This is a genomic window from Actibacterium sp. 188UL27-1, assembly GCF_016901225.1.
GTDB lineage: Bacteria > Pseudomonadota > Alphaproteobacteria > Rhodobacterales > Rhodobacteraceae > 188UL27-1.
Map to the genome: position 1 here is coordinate 163,509 of NZ_JAFEUL010000001.1, position 15,871 is coordinate 179,379.

Consider the following 15,871-nt stretch of genomic DNA (forward strand, 5'->3'; position numbering starts at 1 on the left):
AGCAACTTACGGCTCACTTATGATCACGTATCCGTTCTTGGCTGCAACAGCTGGTTACGGTGGCAAAAGGGCCACCTATACCTGTTTTAATGGTTCACCCCTGCGAGGTATTTGATGAACTACGACATCTGTGACGCTCCCGTAAGCCTGCGCTCAGTCGAAGCGCTTTCCGATTGGAACGCGATGATCCGGGCCTTCCTGGCACACGGAACGCAAACTCCCGTTTGCTTGGGTGCAGTGTTGGAACGGGAGCCCGATTTCATCTTGGGTCAGGCGGCGCGCGGGCTGTTTTCGATGCTGATGGGGCGGCGCGAATTGGTAGAAACGGCCCGGGCCGCAAGTGAAACCGCGCAGGCCAGTCTGCGGTCTGATACCGATCAGCGTGCGCTGCAATGGTGCGCGGCGCTGGATGTCTGGCTGAAGGGGCATCCGTCGCAGGCGATCATTCTGCTGGAGCGGGTCCTGGACGACAATCCGCGTGACACGCTGACGGCGAAGGTCATTCACGCGATCCGCTTCATCTTGGGCGATGCCACAGGCATGCGCGCCTCCATCGAACGGATCCTGCCCAGCCATGGAACTGATCATCCGCTATCGGGCTTCATCATGGGCTGCCATGCCTTCGCTCTGGAAGAGACTGGGGAGTATGCCGCGGCTGAGCGTGCGGGCTTGGCCGGGCTAGAGCTTGCCACCGATGATGCCTGGGGTCTGCATGCCGTGGCCCATGTCCACGACATGACGGGGCGGTCGAAGGATGGCATCGCCTTGATCGAACGCAACACGCAGGCTTGGGATCACTGCAACAATTTTCGGTACCATGTGTGGTGGCACAAGGCGCTGCTGCATCTTGACATGGGCGACACCGCCACCGTGCTGTCGCTTTACGATCAAAAGATCCGCCACGAGAAAACTGATGATTACCGCGATATCGCCAACGCGACTTCGTTGCTGAGCCGTCTTGAGCTGGAAGGCGTTGATGTGGGCAACCGCTGGGCCGAGCTTGCGGATCTGTCGGAAACCCGCACCGATGATGGATGCTTGGCCTTTGCGGATCTGCATTACATGCTGGCCCTGACCGGTGACAGCCGCGCCAATGCCGTGACGCATCTGATCGCACGGCTCTATCGGGACGGTGCGGATCAAGGCGATTTAGCCGTGGTCGCCCGCCATCCTGGCGTCGCCGTGGCGCAAGGTCTGTCTGCATTTGGTGAAGGCCGATACGCCCATGCCTTCCGCAATCTGTCGAAGGCCTATCCGGTATTGCAGACCATCGGCGGCAGTCACGCGCAACGTGATGTTTTTGAGCGGATCACCATCGATGCAGGCATTCGCGCCGGTGAGTTGGATGGTGCAGAAGATATCTTGATCCAGCGCCGTACCCGCCGCGACGGGATCGAGGATGCGTTCGCCGCCCGCAGGTTTGCCAGCATATCGGCCGCCCGGCGCGTTGCGGAGCGTATTCCGGCGCAATAGGCCCGGCATCATGGACCGCCCAATTCGATGACGATCACAACAGATCCCGCTCTGGCACAGGTGCCGCCGTCACAAGCGACCAAAGCCCAACCGGTAGCAACCACCCGGGATCCCCGGTTGGATTTCTTCCGGGGGATCGCCATGTTCATCATCCTGATCGCCCATGCGCCGGGCAACTGGCTGGCGTTATGGATCCCGGCGCGGTTCGGCTTTTCCGATGCGACGGAGATTTTCGTGTTCTGCTCGGGCATGGCGTCGGCGATCGCCTTTGGCAAAGTGTTTCGCCTCCGCGGATTTGGATTGGGGGCGGCCCGGGTCGCCTTTCGGGTCTGGCAGGTCTATTGGGCCCATATCGGGCTGTTTATCGCCGTTTCGACCACGATGGTGCTGCTGAACCACTATGAGTTGGGAACCAAGGATTACGTCGGACAGTTAAACCTGTATCCGTTTTTCAAAAATGCCGAGTTACAGTTGTTTGGCCTGCTCACCCTCACCTACGTGCCCAATTACTTTGACATCTTGCCGATGTACCTGGTGGTGCTCGCGATGATGCCACTTGTCGTGCTGGTGGGTGATTTCAACCGCTGGGCTGCCTTCGCTATGATTATCGGGCTGTGGTTCATCACCCAGTTCGACCTCTTTCAGCTACCAGCCGAGCTGTGGAACAATCGCGGTACCGAGGATGCTCCGAAATGGAGCACGCGGGAATGGTTCTTTAATCCGTTCGGTTGGCAACTGATCTTTTTTACTGGTTTTGCATTCATGTCTGGCTGGTTGCCTCCTCCGCCGGTGCGCTGGTGGTTGATCGCCATCGCCATTGTGATCGTGGTCACCACCGTACCCTTTGCCTATTTCCGTATTCTGCGCGAAGTGCCAGAGCTGGCCGCTGCCCGCCGGGCCATTGCCCCCCTGATCGAAAAAACGGATTTCGGCCTTTTCCGCTACCTTCATTTTCTGGCCCTGGCCTACGTGGGATGGTGTGCCGTCGGCCCGCGCGGCAATCGGCTCCTGCCACCCGAACATGGCGCCATCGCATCGGTCTGGCGGCCGGTCCTGGCGGCAATCATGAAAGTCGGGCAGCAATCCCTGGCCGTTTTCATCGCCTCAATGTACCTGGCCCGGCTGATGGGCGTGGCCTTGGACGATATCGGGCGCACCCATTTCACCATGGCGTTGGTGAACATCACGGGCATCCTGCTTTTGATCGCATTGGCCTATGGCGTGGGATGGTTCAAATCCCAACCCTGGCGAACAAAGAGGGCCTGACCGGATGTTGAGACGCGATTTCCTGGCCTGGCTCACGGCATTGGCCGCAACACCAACACTGAGCCGCGCCCAAGAGGATGGGGAACCCGGTCTGCAACTGGGATCGGCCCAACCGTTCAATCCAGAACAGGTTGTGAACCGCGCCCGCGATCTGGCGGCCCGCCCCTATGAGGCGCGCACCCCTGTGCCTCAGGCGTGGCTGGATCTTAGCTATGACCAGTACCGCGCCATTTGGTTCGATACCCGCAACGCCCTGTGGGAAAACAGCGATACGCCATTGCGGCTGGATGTCTTTCCCCCTGGTCTTTACTATCCGCATCCCGTCGCGATGTCGGTGGTCGAGGACGGGCAATCGCGGCCCATGCTGTTCGATTTCGGCGTGTTCGACCATTCCGATCAATTACCCGAACTGCCGGTGGACGAGGTCATCGGCTATTCGGGGCTGCGCTTTCGGGCCGAGCTAGAGACCCCTGGTATCTACCAGGAATTTGCAGTGTTCCAGGGGGCCAGCTATTTCCGCGCCATCAATACGGGCGGGATTTACGGCATCTCTGCCCGAGGTCTGGCCGTCAATACGGCCGAGCCATCGGGGGAGGAATTTCCCGATTTCGAGGCGTTTTGGATTGAACGCCCCGCACCTGGCCAGCGGCAGTTTACGGTACATGCCCTGCTGAACGGCCCCAGCTGTACCGGCGCCTATACCATCGTCGTGCGCCCCGGCGCGCCGCTGACAATGGATGTCTCTGCCCGCATCTTTGCCCGGGCCGACCTGCGCCATATCGGCATGGGTGCCATGACATCCATGTTCATGTTCGATGAAACCATCCGTGACCGGTTTTCGGATTTTCGCCCGGCCGTCCATGACAGCGATGGCCTGCTGATTCACAACGGCGGGGGGGAGCTTTTGTGGCGTCCCCTGGCCAATCCCCGCCAATTGCAGGTCAGCGGGTTTCTGGATCGTGGCCCCAAGGGGTTTGGTCTGTTGCAGCGTGAACGTGCCTTCCGTGACTTTGCTGACCTTGAGGCGCTTTACCACCGCCGCCCCGGCCTTTGGATCGAACCCGGTGAAGACTGGGGCCCGGGTTCCGTGACACTGGTAGAGATCCCGACGGATAAAGAGGTTTACGACAATATCGTCGCCTATTGGCGCCCAGTCGGCGTGATTGCCGCCGGGGAGGAGCGCCGTTTCACCTACCGCATGAGTTGGGGCGCCAGTCCAGAACCCGCAGCCAACCTTTTGCCGGTACTCAATACGCGGATGGGTGGGCGCCCTGAAGGTGGGCAGATCATCGCGATCGATTTCGGCCCCGGTGACCACGTACCCGATGATCTGGGCGATGTGATGCAATTGGTGCGGTCCAGCGCCGGCGAGGTGACTGAAGGCGTGTTGCAGCGCAACCCGGAAACCGGGGGGCCGCGTCTGGCCTTCACGTTCCATGCGGGCGACGCGACCCTGGCGGAGTTTCGTGTGCAACTGCGCCTGCCCGACGGACCACTGTCGGAAGTTTGGCTTTATAGGTGGACGGCATGACCAGTATTCCCCGCAACCCCCACAGCGCCTCGGCCATGCCGCCAAAGGCACCCCTTTCCATGCATAGGCAAAGCTTTTGGAAAAAAACGGGTGCCACCCACGGCCTTGATGAGAAAGAACCCCGCTTTTGGCGGCTGGGTGTGTTCGCTCCAGCGGCATTGGCGACGCTGGCTCTGGTATTGGGGATCGGGTGGTGGCTCGCCAATGGTGGGTTGACGACGTTGGAAAAGGTTCTGCTGGTCCTGATCGGGGCCAGCTTTGCGGCCGTCGCACTGTCCTTTGCAACGGCCGTCGTCGGGGCGATCGGGGCCGTGCGCGTCTCGCGGCCTGCGACATCCGTGGGACCGGTCGAACCGATCTCTGTCGCGCTGTTGGTGCCCATCTACAACGAAGATGTTGGCGATGTGTTTGGCAATGCCGCGGCGATGCTGCGTGACTTGCAAAGCCATGGCGGTACGCACCATTACAGCCTGTTTTTGCTGTCCGACACCCAAGATGCAGCGATTGCGTGGCGTGAATGGGCGGCCTATCAGTTGCTGCGTGCGCAGTTGCCGTCGGATCTGGCGCTGTATTACCGGCGGCGGGCCAAGAATACTGACCGTAAAGTTGGCAATCTGACCGACTGGATCGAGCATTGGGGCGCCGATTACGAAGCCATGCTGGTTCTGGATGCGGACAGCTTGATGAGTGGTCGTGCCGTGCGTCGACTGTCGGATATCCTGTCAACTGATCCAGAGGCCGGTCTGATCCAGTCCTGCCCCAAGCTTGTCGGCGCACAAAGCCTTTTTGCCCGGGCCCAGCAATTTGCCAGCGCCGCCTACGGCCCGCTTCTGGCGCGCGGCCTGGCGCTTTGGACCGGACGTGAAGGCAATTATTGGGGGCACAACGCGATCATCCGGACCCGCGCCTTCGCCGAATGTGCCGGATTGCCCTACCTGCGCGGCCTGGATGGCAGCAAGCGCCTGATCCTCAGCCATGACTTTGTGGAGGCTGCGTTGCTGCGCCGGGCCGGTTGGGGGGTGCGTTTGGTGCCCGAACTGCCGGGCAGCTATGAGGAAACACCGGCATCGCTGATCGACCACGCAATCCGGGATCGGCGCTGGTGCCAAGGAAATCTTCAACATTTGCGGCTGGTCTTTGCCCGCGGGTTTCACCACGTCACGCGGTTTCACCTGTTCCATGGCGCGTTTGCCTATCTGATGTCGCCTGTCTGGTTTGCGTTGCTGATCATCTGGGCCCTGCTCGGCACTGGCGAAAGCAATAACGTGATCGCCTATTTCAGCGAGGCCAATCCGCTTTACCCCGACTGGCCGGTGATGAACCAGATGAACAGTGCCGTCTTTCTGGCCCTGACCTACGGCATGTTACTCGCACCTAAGGTGATTGCCGTTATCGTCACGTTATTGGTGCCGCGGGCGCGCCGCGTCTTTGGCGGTGGCGGGACATTCGTTGGGGCGGCGATGCTGGAATTGCTTTTATCAGTTGCCTATGCGCCGATCCTGATGGTTCAACAGACCCTGGCCGTGCTGGGGACGATCCTGGGCCGTCGGGTCACCTGGAACCCGCAATGCCGCGACGGTCAGGGCTATGGTTTCAGCACGCTGATCCGGTTTCACTGGCTGGAGACGATCTTGGGCGCGATCATCACGGCCGGGTTGATATCGGGGCTCGTGCCCATCTGGCTTTTGCCTATCGCGGCGAGCCTGTTGCTGGCGGTTCCGCTTTCTGCGCTAAGTGCGTGGCGGATCGGGTCGGATGCACCGAAACCGGCGCAACTGAGCACGCCGGAAACCTTGCGCGCGCCGCCCATCGTTCAGATGGCCCAGGTCGAACGGGCGCGCCTCAAAAGCCAGATTGACGCTGAACCGTTGAGCGCGATCCCGGCCCAGTAACGCCCAAGCCGGCCCCAGAACCGGGGCCGCACATATCATGCACAAATGATGCACATTCCATACATACGGGATATGTATGGCGTCCTCGAAACCTCAGTTTCGATTTCAAACTCGTAATAGAACCTAACGTCCCGGTTCTCCCCCATGGACAGGCTTGGCCAGGGCGGTTAGGCGACGGATACGTTGTTTGTTAACTTTCTTTTTGGCGTCGCTATGAATTTGCCACGATTTTATGATCGTCTTGGCGGCGCGATCCGATCACCACTGAGGTAGCTTGTTCATGTTCTCTGAAGCCAACCCGTTGTTCGAATTCCGCGGCCCTTTCGGGGTGCCGGTCCAGGTCAATCCCAGCATCGTGTTGCTGGTGTTGTTGTTTGTCGCCATCGGCGGATCGGCCGACATGATGGCATTTGACCTGCTGTTCGTCGCCATGCTGATTGGATCGATCTTTTTGCATGAATTGGGCCATGCTTGGGGCTGCCTGATCCAGGGTGTGCCGGTGCGCCGGATCGTGTTGCACGGGGGCGGTGGCTTTTGTGAGCATCGCCACGCCGTCACTGCAGAGCAGGATGAATTGATCGTGGCCATGGGGCCGATCGTGAACCTGACGATCTGGGCCGTGGCCGGTTTGATGCTGCCTTACACAAGTGGGGGCATGGTGACCTGGGCGGTGGCCACGTTGGGCTGGATGAACCTGTTTCTGGCTGTGTTCAATCTTATTCCGGTCATGCCCTTGGATGGTGGCAAACTGTTCCAGCTTTTGCTGATGCGGTTCACCACGGCCTCTCTCGCGACACGGATCAGTGGGGCGGTGGGGTTGGTCATCGCCATTCTGTGGATCCCCGCGATGGTCTTGAGCTATATGTATGTGGGGCTGGTCCTGTTTTTCATTCCCGCCATTGCATTGCACTGGCAGATGTTGCGCCAGGCCTGACCGAAGTGTCAGTGCGGCGTGTCGGGTTTCCGCCAGGCCATGACCATCAGGAACGGTCTGTTTTCATACGCGTTGCTTAGGTCCGCGTCGCCCCCTTTCGGCCGGGGTTCATCAAAATATTCAAGGATCATCCCCGCCTGCAAAAACCACTGCATGTAGCGAGAGAGCGGACGATGCCAGTTTCGAACGCGCAGGCCGTCCCATTCGAACCATTGCTTGCGCGCCGACAGATACCGGCCAAGCGGCGTCTCTCGGTATTGGTGTCCTTGCAGATCTTGCGCCCCGCCATCGCGCTGGCCGTGGCAAAGCTGGTGAGGTTGCCGATCACCAGATGTCCGTCGGGCTTTGTGACCCGGGCCATCCATCCGGTCGATCCAGGTTGTTGCCGATGATTGCCATCCATTTTCATCCGGGTGTCTGTTCTGCATGATCGGCCCGGATGGTGAAGACATGGCCTGTTTCTGAGCGGAATGCCCCAGGTGACAAGCCCGCCAGCGCCCGCTATGCGAAAACCTTCGCCTGTATGAGGCTGAGTTGGAGGATGGGCCCATGCAATGGTTATTGCAGGATCTGGATGATACGCACAAATTGGCCACGACTTTGGACGGGCTAGGCCTGCCCTATTCCTGGCATAAGGTCGTGCCGTTCTTGGGAGAGTTGATCCCTGAACCGATCATTGAGGATCCGGATCGCGTGGTGATGTTCGGATCCTACGCCTTGTGGCGTTATGCGGACATGCATGGTCTGAAGCCCGGCATATTCCGGATCGAGCCGTTCCTCCATCGAGCGGTGTGGCATCCCTTTTTGGTGAATGGCACTGACGCCCAGGTGCTGAGCTTACGGGACATTCCGGAACAATTGGTCGATGACGGACGGCTTTTGTTCATTCGGCCCATCGAGGATAACAAGGAAATCGCAGGCAGTGTGAAATCGACGGATGAAATCCTGGATCTGGCACGCAAGGTGCTGGCCTTGGATCTGTCTGATATTCCCATCGGATCATTGCGCCATGACACGCAGTTGATGCTGACCCGGCCCGTGCGCATCTTGCAGGAATGGCGGTTATGGGTGGTCGCGGGGAAGATCGTGACCTATTCGCTTTATAGGGAAGGGGCGCAGGTCGTCTACCGGCCAGAGATTGACGACGATGCGCTGCGCTTTGCCCAACAGATGGTCGAGCTGAACCACGGCTATGCCGCGGCTTACGTCATTGATGTCTGCCGGACGGAGGCTGGTTTGCAAATGCTGGAAACCAATTGTCTGAATGCAGCTGGGTTTTACGCGGCAGATCTTGGCAAATTGGCCACTGCAATCGAAGATCTCCCAGCGTCGCCCTAGCTGCCCGGCAGCCCTTCGAACCAATCAATGGCCATCGTGGCCCATCCATTGGGCACCCGGTGGCCGCCCGGAAAGAGAGCAAGTTCGAGGGCTGTGTCGTCAGAGCATTTGGTCCAGCGGCGGCGCCAAAAATCCTCGCCCATATCGAATTCGGTCGCGCGGAGATTTTCGCAGCCATTCACCCGCCGCCACAGCAACATGGTGTGGAAGATATCGCCTTGGGCCAAAGCCGCAGGATCTTGCAGGTTGTCGCCGCGCAGGACGCGCCCCTCCAGTGGCACGGTGCCATCGGTCCAGCCATGGGTGTGGAGCAGCTTGACCGGGCCTGCGCAGCCTTCGGGATGGGGTCGCCAAAAGCCGCCGCCCACGGGTGCATAGGCCGTAAAACTGTCAGGAGCCGCGCAAGCCAGATAGCTTGTCATGGAACCGCCGATAGAAAAGCCCGCCAGGATCATCCGGTCTGGATCGATGCTGTGTTTCGTGATCGCATCGTCGCGAACCGCGGTCAGAAACGGAACTTCTTCGCGTTGGTTCGGAAGTTGCGGATGGAAAGACCAGCTTCGCCCATCACGCCCCTCGCGCGGCATCCCGTCAGGCGCGATGATGGCATAGCCTTTGGCCTTGGCCGCGTTCACCATGCCGGTGTTGCGCAACACTCCTTGGCCGGAGCTGCCCCACCCATGGATGAACATGATGGCAGGTGTCTGATCGCCTGCGCCATCGGGGAGGGTGATATGATATGTGCCCCCGTCAATCTCGCACGCCTCTTCCTGGTCGGCGCATCCGGCTTGCGCCATCGAAGCGGCTACGGACAGCGCCATGGTGGTCAATGAGAGGAATATCCGCATTGTCAATATCCTTTAGCTTGGGGGCGCGTAGGGGTTCACGGGCAGGTCGCGGGCCAACCAACCCGGCCCTGCGAACGAACCTAGCATACCTTCCGGCACGTCAATGATCTGGGTGAAGCCGGCGTCAGTCAGCTGGGAGGACAGGCGGCGGGAGCGTACACCGCGGGCACACATCACGGCGATCTGCTGATTTGTGTCGCCATTTGCCAAGTTTGTCAGCACTTCGGCAAAATCATTGCGCCGCATATCAAGCGGGTTGGCGCCCCGGGCGATACCAGTCTTGGCCCATTCGTCTGGGCGGCGGATATCAATCAACAGGATGTCACCGGACAGCGCCCGTTCATGGGCCTGAACCGGGGTCAGTTGCGCATCGGCCGCGGGGCCCAGATGCAGGTATCCCGCAGCGCCGATGGCACCCGCAATGCAGGTGCCACCGATCAAGAAGTTGCGTCGACTGATCTGCATCAGCCGATCAGGATTCCGGCGCAGCCGAAGTGAACTGCGGGATCGTGCGGTCGGAGGCTGCCTCGGTCTCTAGCTCAGGCCAGTTGCCTTCGGACAAGTTGATGTTGCCGGGGATGTCTTCTTCCCAAAAGCCGACCACGTTTTCCGTGATGTTCAAGAATAGTTTGCCATCTTTGATACGCCACAGGTTAGGGTTGGCAGGAACCTTGCCGCCCTTGGCCACGCCATAGGCGCAATGACCATCGTATTGTGGGGCGAAAGCGGCGGGGTCAGCGACGAATTTGTCCCGGTTCTCCTCAGTCGAAAAGGCGAAGGTTGCGCCGTTATATTCAGCGGTGATGTTGGCATTGCCGGGCACACCTTGGGGCTGGGCCGTACCCACCGCGCTTTGCTCAAGGTCGAAATAGGCAACGACATCATAACCAGAGACGGCAAAGCCGGTCTCGTCAACATATTGATCTCCCGCGAAGACGGCGCTGGGCAGCAGGATCACGGCGGCGAGTGTCGAACGGAACAGGGACATGGAATCGATCTCCGAAAGTTTGCGATGGCCCGGGGTAGCCCGGTCCGCCGACTGACCGATAGCCCACCCAACGCGGAGTTGATGATCGGTGTTCAGCGCGTGTACTCTTCCAATAGGTTGGTTGCCTGATACCTTCACGTTTTGGCGCCGCGTGTACAACACGGCGTGACAATCCCCTTGGTCGGTTTATCCTTAGTCTCAATACTCACCCAGTTTTGCCGATAGGGAGACCACCATGGTTACATTCACTTTGAATGGCGAGACAAGGCAGGTTGATGTCGAGCCTGATATGCCGCTGCTTTGGGTTTTGCGTGATGAGTTGAAGATGACGGGCACCAAGTTTGGGTGCGGTGTGGCCGCCTGCGGGGCATGCACGGTGCATCTGAACGGAGAGCCGGTGCGGTCGTGCCAGACATGGATCGAAGATGTCGAGGGCGCCGAGGTGACCACGATCGAAGGTGTGGACAACAAGGCTGCGCAGGCGATCCAGGCTGCCTGGGTCGAATTGCAGGTGCCGCAATGCGGGTACTGTCAGTCGGGGCAGATCATGCAGGCCTCGGCGTTGCTTATTGAGACACCAAAGCCCAGCGATGACGATATTGATGCCGCGATGGAGAGCAATCTGTGCCGCTGCGCCAGTTATGCCCGCATTCGCAAGGCGATCCACCGTGCAGCCGATATTATGGAGGCGTGATCATGATCGCGTATCTTTCGAACGTCCTTGACGCGCCCCGGCCTTCGCGCCGCGGTTTCCTGAAACTCAGCGCCGGTGCGGTTGGCGGCCTGCTGATCGGAGGAATGGCCCCCCGGTCTGTGGCTGCCGCGGATGAGGATGGCAGCTTTGCCATGCCGTTCGTGCATATCACGCCCGAGAATGTCGTGACGGTCGTCTCCAAACACCTCGATAAAGGTCAGGGGACGGCCACTGGTCTGGCTACTTTGGTGGCCGAGGAATTGGATGCTGATCCAGCGCAGATCACCGTCGAGTTCGCGCCCGCGGACGCGGAGGTCTATGCCAACACCATGTTCGGTTTGCAGGGGACCGGTGGGTCGACCGCCATGGCGAATTCATTCCAGCAATATCGGGAGGCGGGTGCCGCCGCCCGCGCCATGCTGATTGCCGCCGCCGCCGAGGCTTGGGGCGTTCCCCCGGGCGAGATTACCGTGGCCGCCGGCACGCTGAGCGCAGGTGGCAATAGCGCCACCTTTGGGGAGATGGCCAAAGCCGCCGCTGGTCTGGCAGTTCCCGCCGAAGTCACGCTCAAAACGCCCGATCAATGGGTGTTGATCGGCAAGGACATGCCCCGCGTTGATGTTCCGGCCAAGTCGGCGGGCGCGGTGGGTATGTACGGCATGGATGTGCAACCCGAAGGTGGTCTGGTTGCCGTCACAGCGCGTTGTCCGTGCTATGGCGGCGTGGTTGCGTCGTTCGATGATGCGGCGGCGCGCCAGATGCGAGGCGTGGTTGATGTGCTGCAGATCCCGCAAGGTGTGGTCGTCATCGCCGATAATACCTGGCGCGCGATCCAGGCGCGTGACGCGCTGGAGATCGAATGGGACATGGCCGAGGCTGAGGCCCGCGGCACCGATGCCTTGATGGAGGAATATACCGCGCTGCTGGATCAACCCGGTAACACGGCCATTGATCGCGGCGATAGCGAGGCCAACCTCGCCAATGCCACCGCCGTGGTCGAGGCGGATTATGCGTTCCCCTATCTTGCCCATGCGACGATGGAGCCGCTGAATATCACCGTGCTTTATGATGGCGAGACGGCGGAGTTCTGGACCGGATCGCAGATCCAGACGCTGGACCATAATGTGGGCGCTGCGGTGTTGGAGCTGGACCCGTCAAAAGTGCAGATCCATACGAAATGGGGTGGTGGCTCTTTTGGCCGCCGGGCGACGGCGGACAGCCATCTGGTGGCCGAGGCTGCGATGATCGGATCGGCGTACCTGGCCTCCCAAGGCGAGGCGCGGCCCATAAAACTGGTTTATACCCGCGAAGATGATTTGCATGGCCGCTACTATCGTCCGCTGCACCTACACCGCGTGAAGGCAGGGGTAGATGCCGAAGGGCGGATCACAGGTTGGCAGCATCGCGTCGTGGGCCAGGGCATCATGATCGGTACGGCATTCGAAAGTTTCACCGTAAAGGATGGTGTTGATCATTCTTCTGTGGAGGGGGCGAGCGACACGACCTATGATCTGCCCCATCTGGTACTGGACACGCACCATCCGTCTGTTGGGACGCCGGTTCTGTGGTGGCGCGCGGTCGGGCATACCCACACGGCCTATGTGATGGAAACCATGATGGATGAGTTGGCGGAGGCGGCGGGCCAGGACCCTGTGGCGTTCCGTCTGGCGCATCTGAAAAACGATCCGCGACTGGCTGGCGTTTTGACCTTGGCGGCCGAGAAGGCCGGTTGGGATCAGCCTGCGGCCGAGGGGATCCACCGCGGTGTCGCCGTTCACAAGAGCTTTAACAGCTATGTCGCCGAGGTGGCCGAGGTGCGCATGCGCGACGATGGCACGGTGAAGGTGGAGCGTGTGGTGTGCGGGGTCGATTGCGGTGTGGCAATCAACCCTGACAATATCAAGGCGCAGATCGAAGGAGGGCTGGGCTACGGCCTGTCTGGTATCCTGCGCGAAGAGATCACCCTGACCGGCGGGGAGGTCGACCAGTTCAACTATCCCGATTACACGCCGTTGCGGATCACGGATATGCCGGAGGTTGAAGTGCATATCGTGGCCTCTGCCGAGGCGCCCACGGGCATCGGCGAACCTGGCACACCGCCCATTGGCCCCGCTGTGGCGAATGCGGTTGCCAAGGCAACGGGGCAACGCATCCGTAGCCTGCCCTTTACCAAGCACGGATTGGCCTGATCCGCGTGGCGTGCCGGCCTTCTGGTTGGCGCGCCGCGACCGACCCCGGGGGCGGCATGCCGCCTCTGGCAAAGCCCTATCCTTTGGCCTATGTCCAGCCAAAGCAAAGACGACGCCCAAGGATATGGACATGGCAAAGATCACTTACATCGAGCATGGCGGCACCGAACATGTGGTGGAGGTCACCAATGGCCTCACGGTCATGGAAGGCGCGCGGGACAACAACATTCCTGGCATTGAGGCGGATTGCGGCGGAGCCTGCGCCTGTTCGACCTGCCATGTCTATGTGCATGCCGATTGGGCCGACAAGCTGCCCAAGATCGAGGCGATGGAAGAGGACATGCTGGATTTCGCCTTTGAGCCGAAACCCGGCCAGAGCCGCCTGACCTGCCAGTTGAAAGTGTCAGATGCGTTGGACGGTCTGGTCGTGCAAATGCCCGAAAAACAGATCTGAGGGTTTTTCGGTGGCGCCGCGTCATCTGTTTCGCGTTTGGCCAGGTCGCGCCCGCGGCGTATTGCAGGCGGCATGCGTGTGGCTGGCGGGTTGCGGTGGCACCGCCTGGACCGAGACCAGCAGGGTTGGTGAGACGGGCGATGCGCTGGACCGTGCGCTGATTTCCCCCGCCGATGCGCAGATTGTGGCGGCCCGGTTCGAAGGGCCGACGGCGCGCTATCCTCATGCTGTGCTGGGCGATCCGATTGAGCATACGACGCTGGTCTTGGACATGATCGGGTCCGCCAGTGTGGAGTTTGAGCTGCCAGACACGCGGGTGTTCGAGGATGTCGCGCCACGTCTGGCAGATGTGGATAGGGACGGCCGGCCTGAGGTGATTGTGGTCGAGAGCCACCAGACTCAAGGCGCGCGGCTTGCGATCTATGGCGCGCGCGGACTGATTGCAGCTACGCCCTATATCGGCCAGCGTTTCCGCTGGCTGGCGCCCATTGGTATCGCTGATCTCGACAGCGACGGGGCAATTGAGCTTGCCTATATAGACCGCCCGCATCTGGCCAAGCGACTTCGGGTGTGGCGCTATGATGATGGTCGGCTGCGGGCGGTCGCGGACCTGGACGGGTTGACCAATCACCGGATTGGCGAACGGGACATTGCAGGCGGCATCCGCGATTGCGGCCAAGGCCCCGAAATGGTCACCGCCGATGCCAACTGGCGCAACATCATGGTCACAAGACTGGATAACGGCCAGTTGGAGAGCCAACCCGTCGGCCCCCATCGCGGACGCATCTCATTTGCCGAAGCCCTGGCCTGTAAATTCTGACCATTTGTCAGAAAGACGCTCCTCCCACCCCTTTCTTATTGGCAAAAATATTCCGGGGGAGCAGCCAAAGGCTGCGGGGGCTGGCCCCCAGCAGCGGTCATCACAAAGCGCGCCAGCCGATATCGCGCCGACAGAACCCATCGGGCCAAACCACCGCATCGATCAGGGCATAGGCGCGGGCCTGGGCCTCGGCCAGGGTCGCACCACGCGCGGTGGCATTCAGAACGCGGCCGCCGCTGGCCACCACTTGCCCATCACGGGCGGCGGTCCCGGCATGGAACATCATCTCAAAGCTGGTCTCGGGCAGGTGATTCAATCCCCTGATGGCCGAACCTTTGGTATAGCTTCCGGGATAGCCCTGCGCGGCCATCACGACCGTCATGGCATGGTCATTTGCCCAGTGGATCTGGGTCTCGGCCAGGCGCCCCTCGGCGCAGGCCTGCATCGCGTCAAAGGCCTGTGCGCCCAGCCGCATCATCAGCGCCTGGCATTCCGGATCACCGAAGCGCACGTTGTATTCCACCAGCCGAGGCTGCCCATCCGCGATCATCAGACCCACATATAGCACCCCCTGATAGGGTGTGCCGCGCCGCGCCATTTCGGCCATGGTGGGGCGTACGATCTGTGTCAGCGCAGCCTCGACCACTATATCCGTCATCACGGGCGCGGGGCTGTAGGCGCCCATGCCACCCGTATTAGGTCCGGTATCGCCGTCTCCGACCCGCTTGTGATCCTGGGCGGTGCCGATGGGCAGCACGTTGGTACCATCACATAGAACGAAAAAGCTGGCTTCTTCGCCCTCCATGAACTCCTCGATGACGACCGAGGCGCCAGCCTCGCCAAATGCGCCGCCCAGCATGTCATCGATGGCGGTCAAGGCGGTGGCTTCATCCATTGCGACAACAACGCCCTTGCCCGCGGCCAGGCCATCGGCCTTGACCACAATGGGCGCGCCGTGGACTGCAACATAGGCCCTGGCAGCGGCGACTTCGGTGAAGCGGGCCCAGCCTGCGGTGGGCGCGTGGCACGCATCGCAAATCTCCTTGGTGAACGTCTTTGACGCCTCCAACTGCGCGGCCGCTGCGGAGGGGCCAAAGACCGCGATCCGCGCATCGCGCAGCCGGTCTGCGACCCCGGCGGCCAACGGCGCCTCCGGACCGATGATCACGAAATCGACCGAGTTCTGTTCAGCAAAGTCGACGACGGCGGCCCGATCGCAAATGTCCAGATCGGCACATTCGGCCAAGGCGGCGATCCCGGCATTGCCCGGTGCCACGATCAGCCGGTCGCATTTCGGGTTCTGCTTCACGGCCCAGGCCAGCGCATGTTCGCGGCCACCACCGCCCAGGATCAGGATGTTCATGATGCCCCCTTTGAAAGCCGCCTTGCCTTAGCCAAGCCCCTGTCCGGTCGCAAGCGGGTTTGACCGGATCACGTGCCTGAC

15 protein-coding genes are annotated in these 15,871 nt (G+C 60.8%); 10 read left to right on the forward strand and 5 right to left on the reverse strand.

Annotation, left to right across the window (positions count from 1 at the left end; all coding sequences use genetic code 11):
- Positions 1-114: 114 nt before the first annotated feature.
- From IU397_RS00850 to IU397_RS00870, 5 genes are all read left to right on the forward strand, one after another.
- Entirely contained in the window at positions 115-1,473 is a 1,359-nt protein-coding gene (locus tag IU397_RS00850; RefSeq protein ID WP_204409613.1) for a tetratricopeptide repeat protein, read from the forward strand.
- A 27-nt stretch (positions 1,474-1,500) separates the two neighbouring features.
- Entirely contained in the window at positions 1,501-2,739 is a 1,239-nt protein-coding gene (locus tag IU397_RS00855; RefSeq protein WP_204409622.1) for an OpgC family protein, read from the forward strand.
- 4 nt (positions 2,740-2,743) lie between these two features.
- On the forward strand, positions 2,744-4,270 hold the full coding sequence (locus tag IU397_RS00860; protein ID WP_204409624.1) for a glucan biosynthesis protein: 1,527 nt from the start codon (positions 2,744-2,746) through the stop codon (positions 4,268-4,270).
- Positions 4,267-6,162: a glucans biosynthesis glucosyltransferase MdoH gene (gene mdoH / locus IU397_RS00865; RefSeq protein WP_204409626.1), complete on the forward strand. Its 1,896-nt coding sequence runs from the start codon at positions 4,267-4,269 to the stop codon at positions 6,160-6,162. The genes IU397_RS00860 and mdoH overlap by 4 nt, the downstream gene beginning before the upstream one ends.
- Positions 6,163-6,442: 280 nt before the next feature.
- The gene (locus IU397_RS00870; RefSeq protein ID WP_204409628.1) at positions 6,443-7,096 is read left to right on the forward strand and encodes a site-2 protease family protein; all 654 of its coding nucleotides are present in this window, start codon (positions 6,443-6,445) and stop codon (positions 7,094-7,096) included.
- 8 nt (positions 7,097-7,104) lie between these two features.
- Here the strand turns inward: IU397_RS00870 and IU397_RS00875 are convergent, their stop codons facing one another.
- Entirely contained in the window at positions 7,105-7,524 is a 420-nt protein-coding gene (locus IU397_RS00875; protein WP_204409630.1) for a hypothetical protein, read from the reverse strand.
- A 121-nt stretch (positions 7,525-7,645) separates the two neighbouring features.
- On the opposite strand from IU397_RS00875, the gene IU397_RS00880 reads away from it, so the two are divergent.
- Positions 7,646-8,434 carry an ATP-grasp domain-containing protein gene (locus IU397_RS00880; protein WP_204409640.1) on the forward strand — a complete coding sequence of 263 codons (789 nt, stop codon included), beginning with the start codon at positions 7,646-7,648 and terminating at the stop codon, positions 8,432-8,434.
- Here IU397_RS00880 and IU397_RS00885 read toward each other — a convergent pair.
- From IU397_RS00885 to IU397_RS00895, 3 genes are read right to left on the reverse strand one after another with little or no spacing between them, the layout of a single operon-like run.
- Complete coding sequence (locus tag IU397_RS00885; protein ID WP_204409642.1) at positions 8,431-9,282, reverse strand: PHB depolymerase family esterase; 852 nt, start codon at positions 9,280-9,282, stop codon at positions 8,431-8,433. The two genes, IU397_RS00880 and IU397_RS00885, sit on opposite strands and share 4 nt — an antisense overlap.
- 12 nt (positions 9,283-9,294) lie before the next feature.
- Positions 9,295-9,747, reverse strand: a complete 453-nt coding sequence (locus IU397_RS00890; protein WP_204409644.1) for a rhodanese-like domain-containing protein — start codon at positions 9,745-9,747, stop codon at positions 9,295-9,297.
- A 7-nt stretch (positions 9,748-9,754) separates the two neighbouring features.
- Positions 9,755-10,270 carry a YHS domain-containing (seleno)protein gene (locus tag IU397_RS00895; RefSeq protein ID WP_204409646.1) on the reverse strand — a complete coding sequence of 172 codons (516 nt, stop codon included), beginning with the start codon at positions 10,268-10,270 and terminating at the stop codon, positions 9,755-9,757.
- A gap of 235 nt (positions 10,271-10,505) precedes the next feature.
- Here IU397_RS00895 and IU397_RS00900 point away from each other — a divergent pair, with 235 nt between their 5' ends.
- From IU397_RS00900 to IU397_RS00915, 4 genes are all read left to right on the forward strand, one after another.
- Positions 10,506-10,964: a (2Fe-2S)-binding protein gene (locus IU397_RS00900; protein WP_204409648.1), complete on the forward strand. Its 459-nt coding sequence runs from the start codon at positions 10,506-10,508 to the stop codon at positions 10,962-10,964.
- A 2-nt stretch (positions 10,965-10,966) separates the two neighbouring features.
- A complete protein-coding gene (locus IU397_RS00905) occupies positions 10,967-13,153 on the forward strand; it encodes a xanthine dehydrogenase family protein molybdopterin-binding subunit (protein WP_204409650.1) in 2,187 nt (728 codons plus the stop codon).
- Positions 13,154-13,283: 130 nt separating this feature from the next.
- Entirely contained in the window at positions 13,284-13,607 is a 324-nt protein-coding gene (locus IU397_RS00910) for a 2Fe-2S iron-sulfur cluster-binding protein (protein ID WP_204409651.1), read from the forward strand.
- A 10-nt stretch (positions 13,608-13,617) separates the two neighbouring features.
- Positions 13,618-14,427, forward strand: a complete 810-nt coding sequence (locus tag IU397_RS00915; RefSeq protein WP_370541588.1) for an FG-GAP repeat domain-containing protein — start codon at positions 13,618-13,620, stop codon at positions 14,425-14,427.
- 100 nt (positions 14,428-14,527) lie between these two features.
- Here the strand turns inward: IU397_RS00915 and purD are convergent, their stop codons facing one another.
- Positions 14,528-15,790, reverse strand: coding sequence for a phosphoribosylamine--glycine ligase (gene purD / locus IU397_RS00920; RefSeq protein ID WP_204409653.1), 1,263 nt, complete (start codon positions 15,788-15,790; stop codon positions 14,528-14,530).
- Positions 15,791-15,871 lie beyond the last annotated feature (81 nt).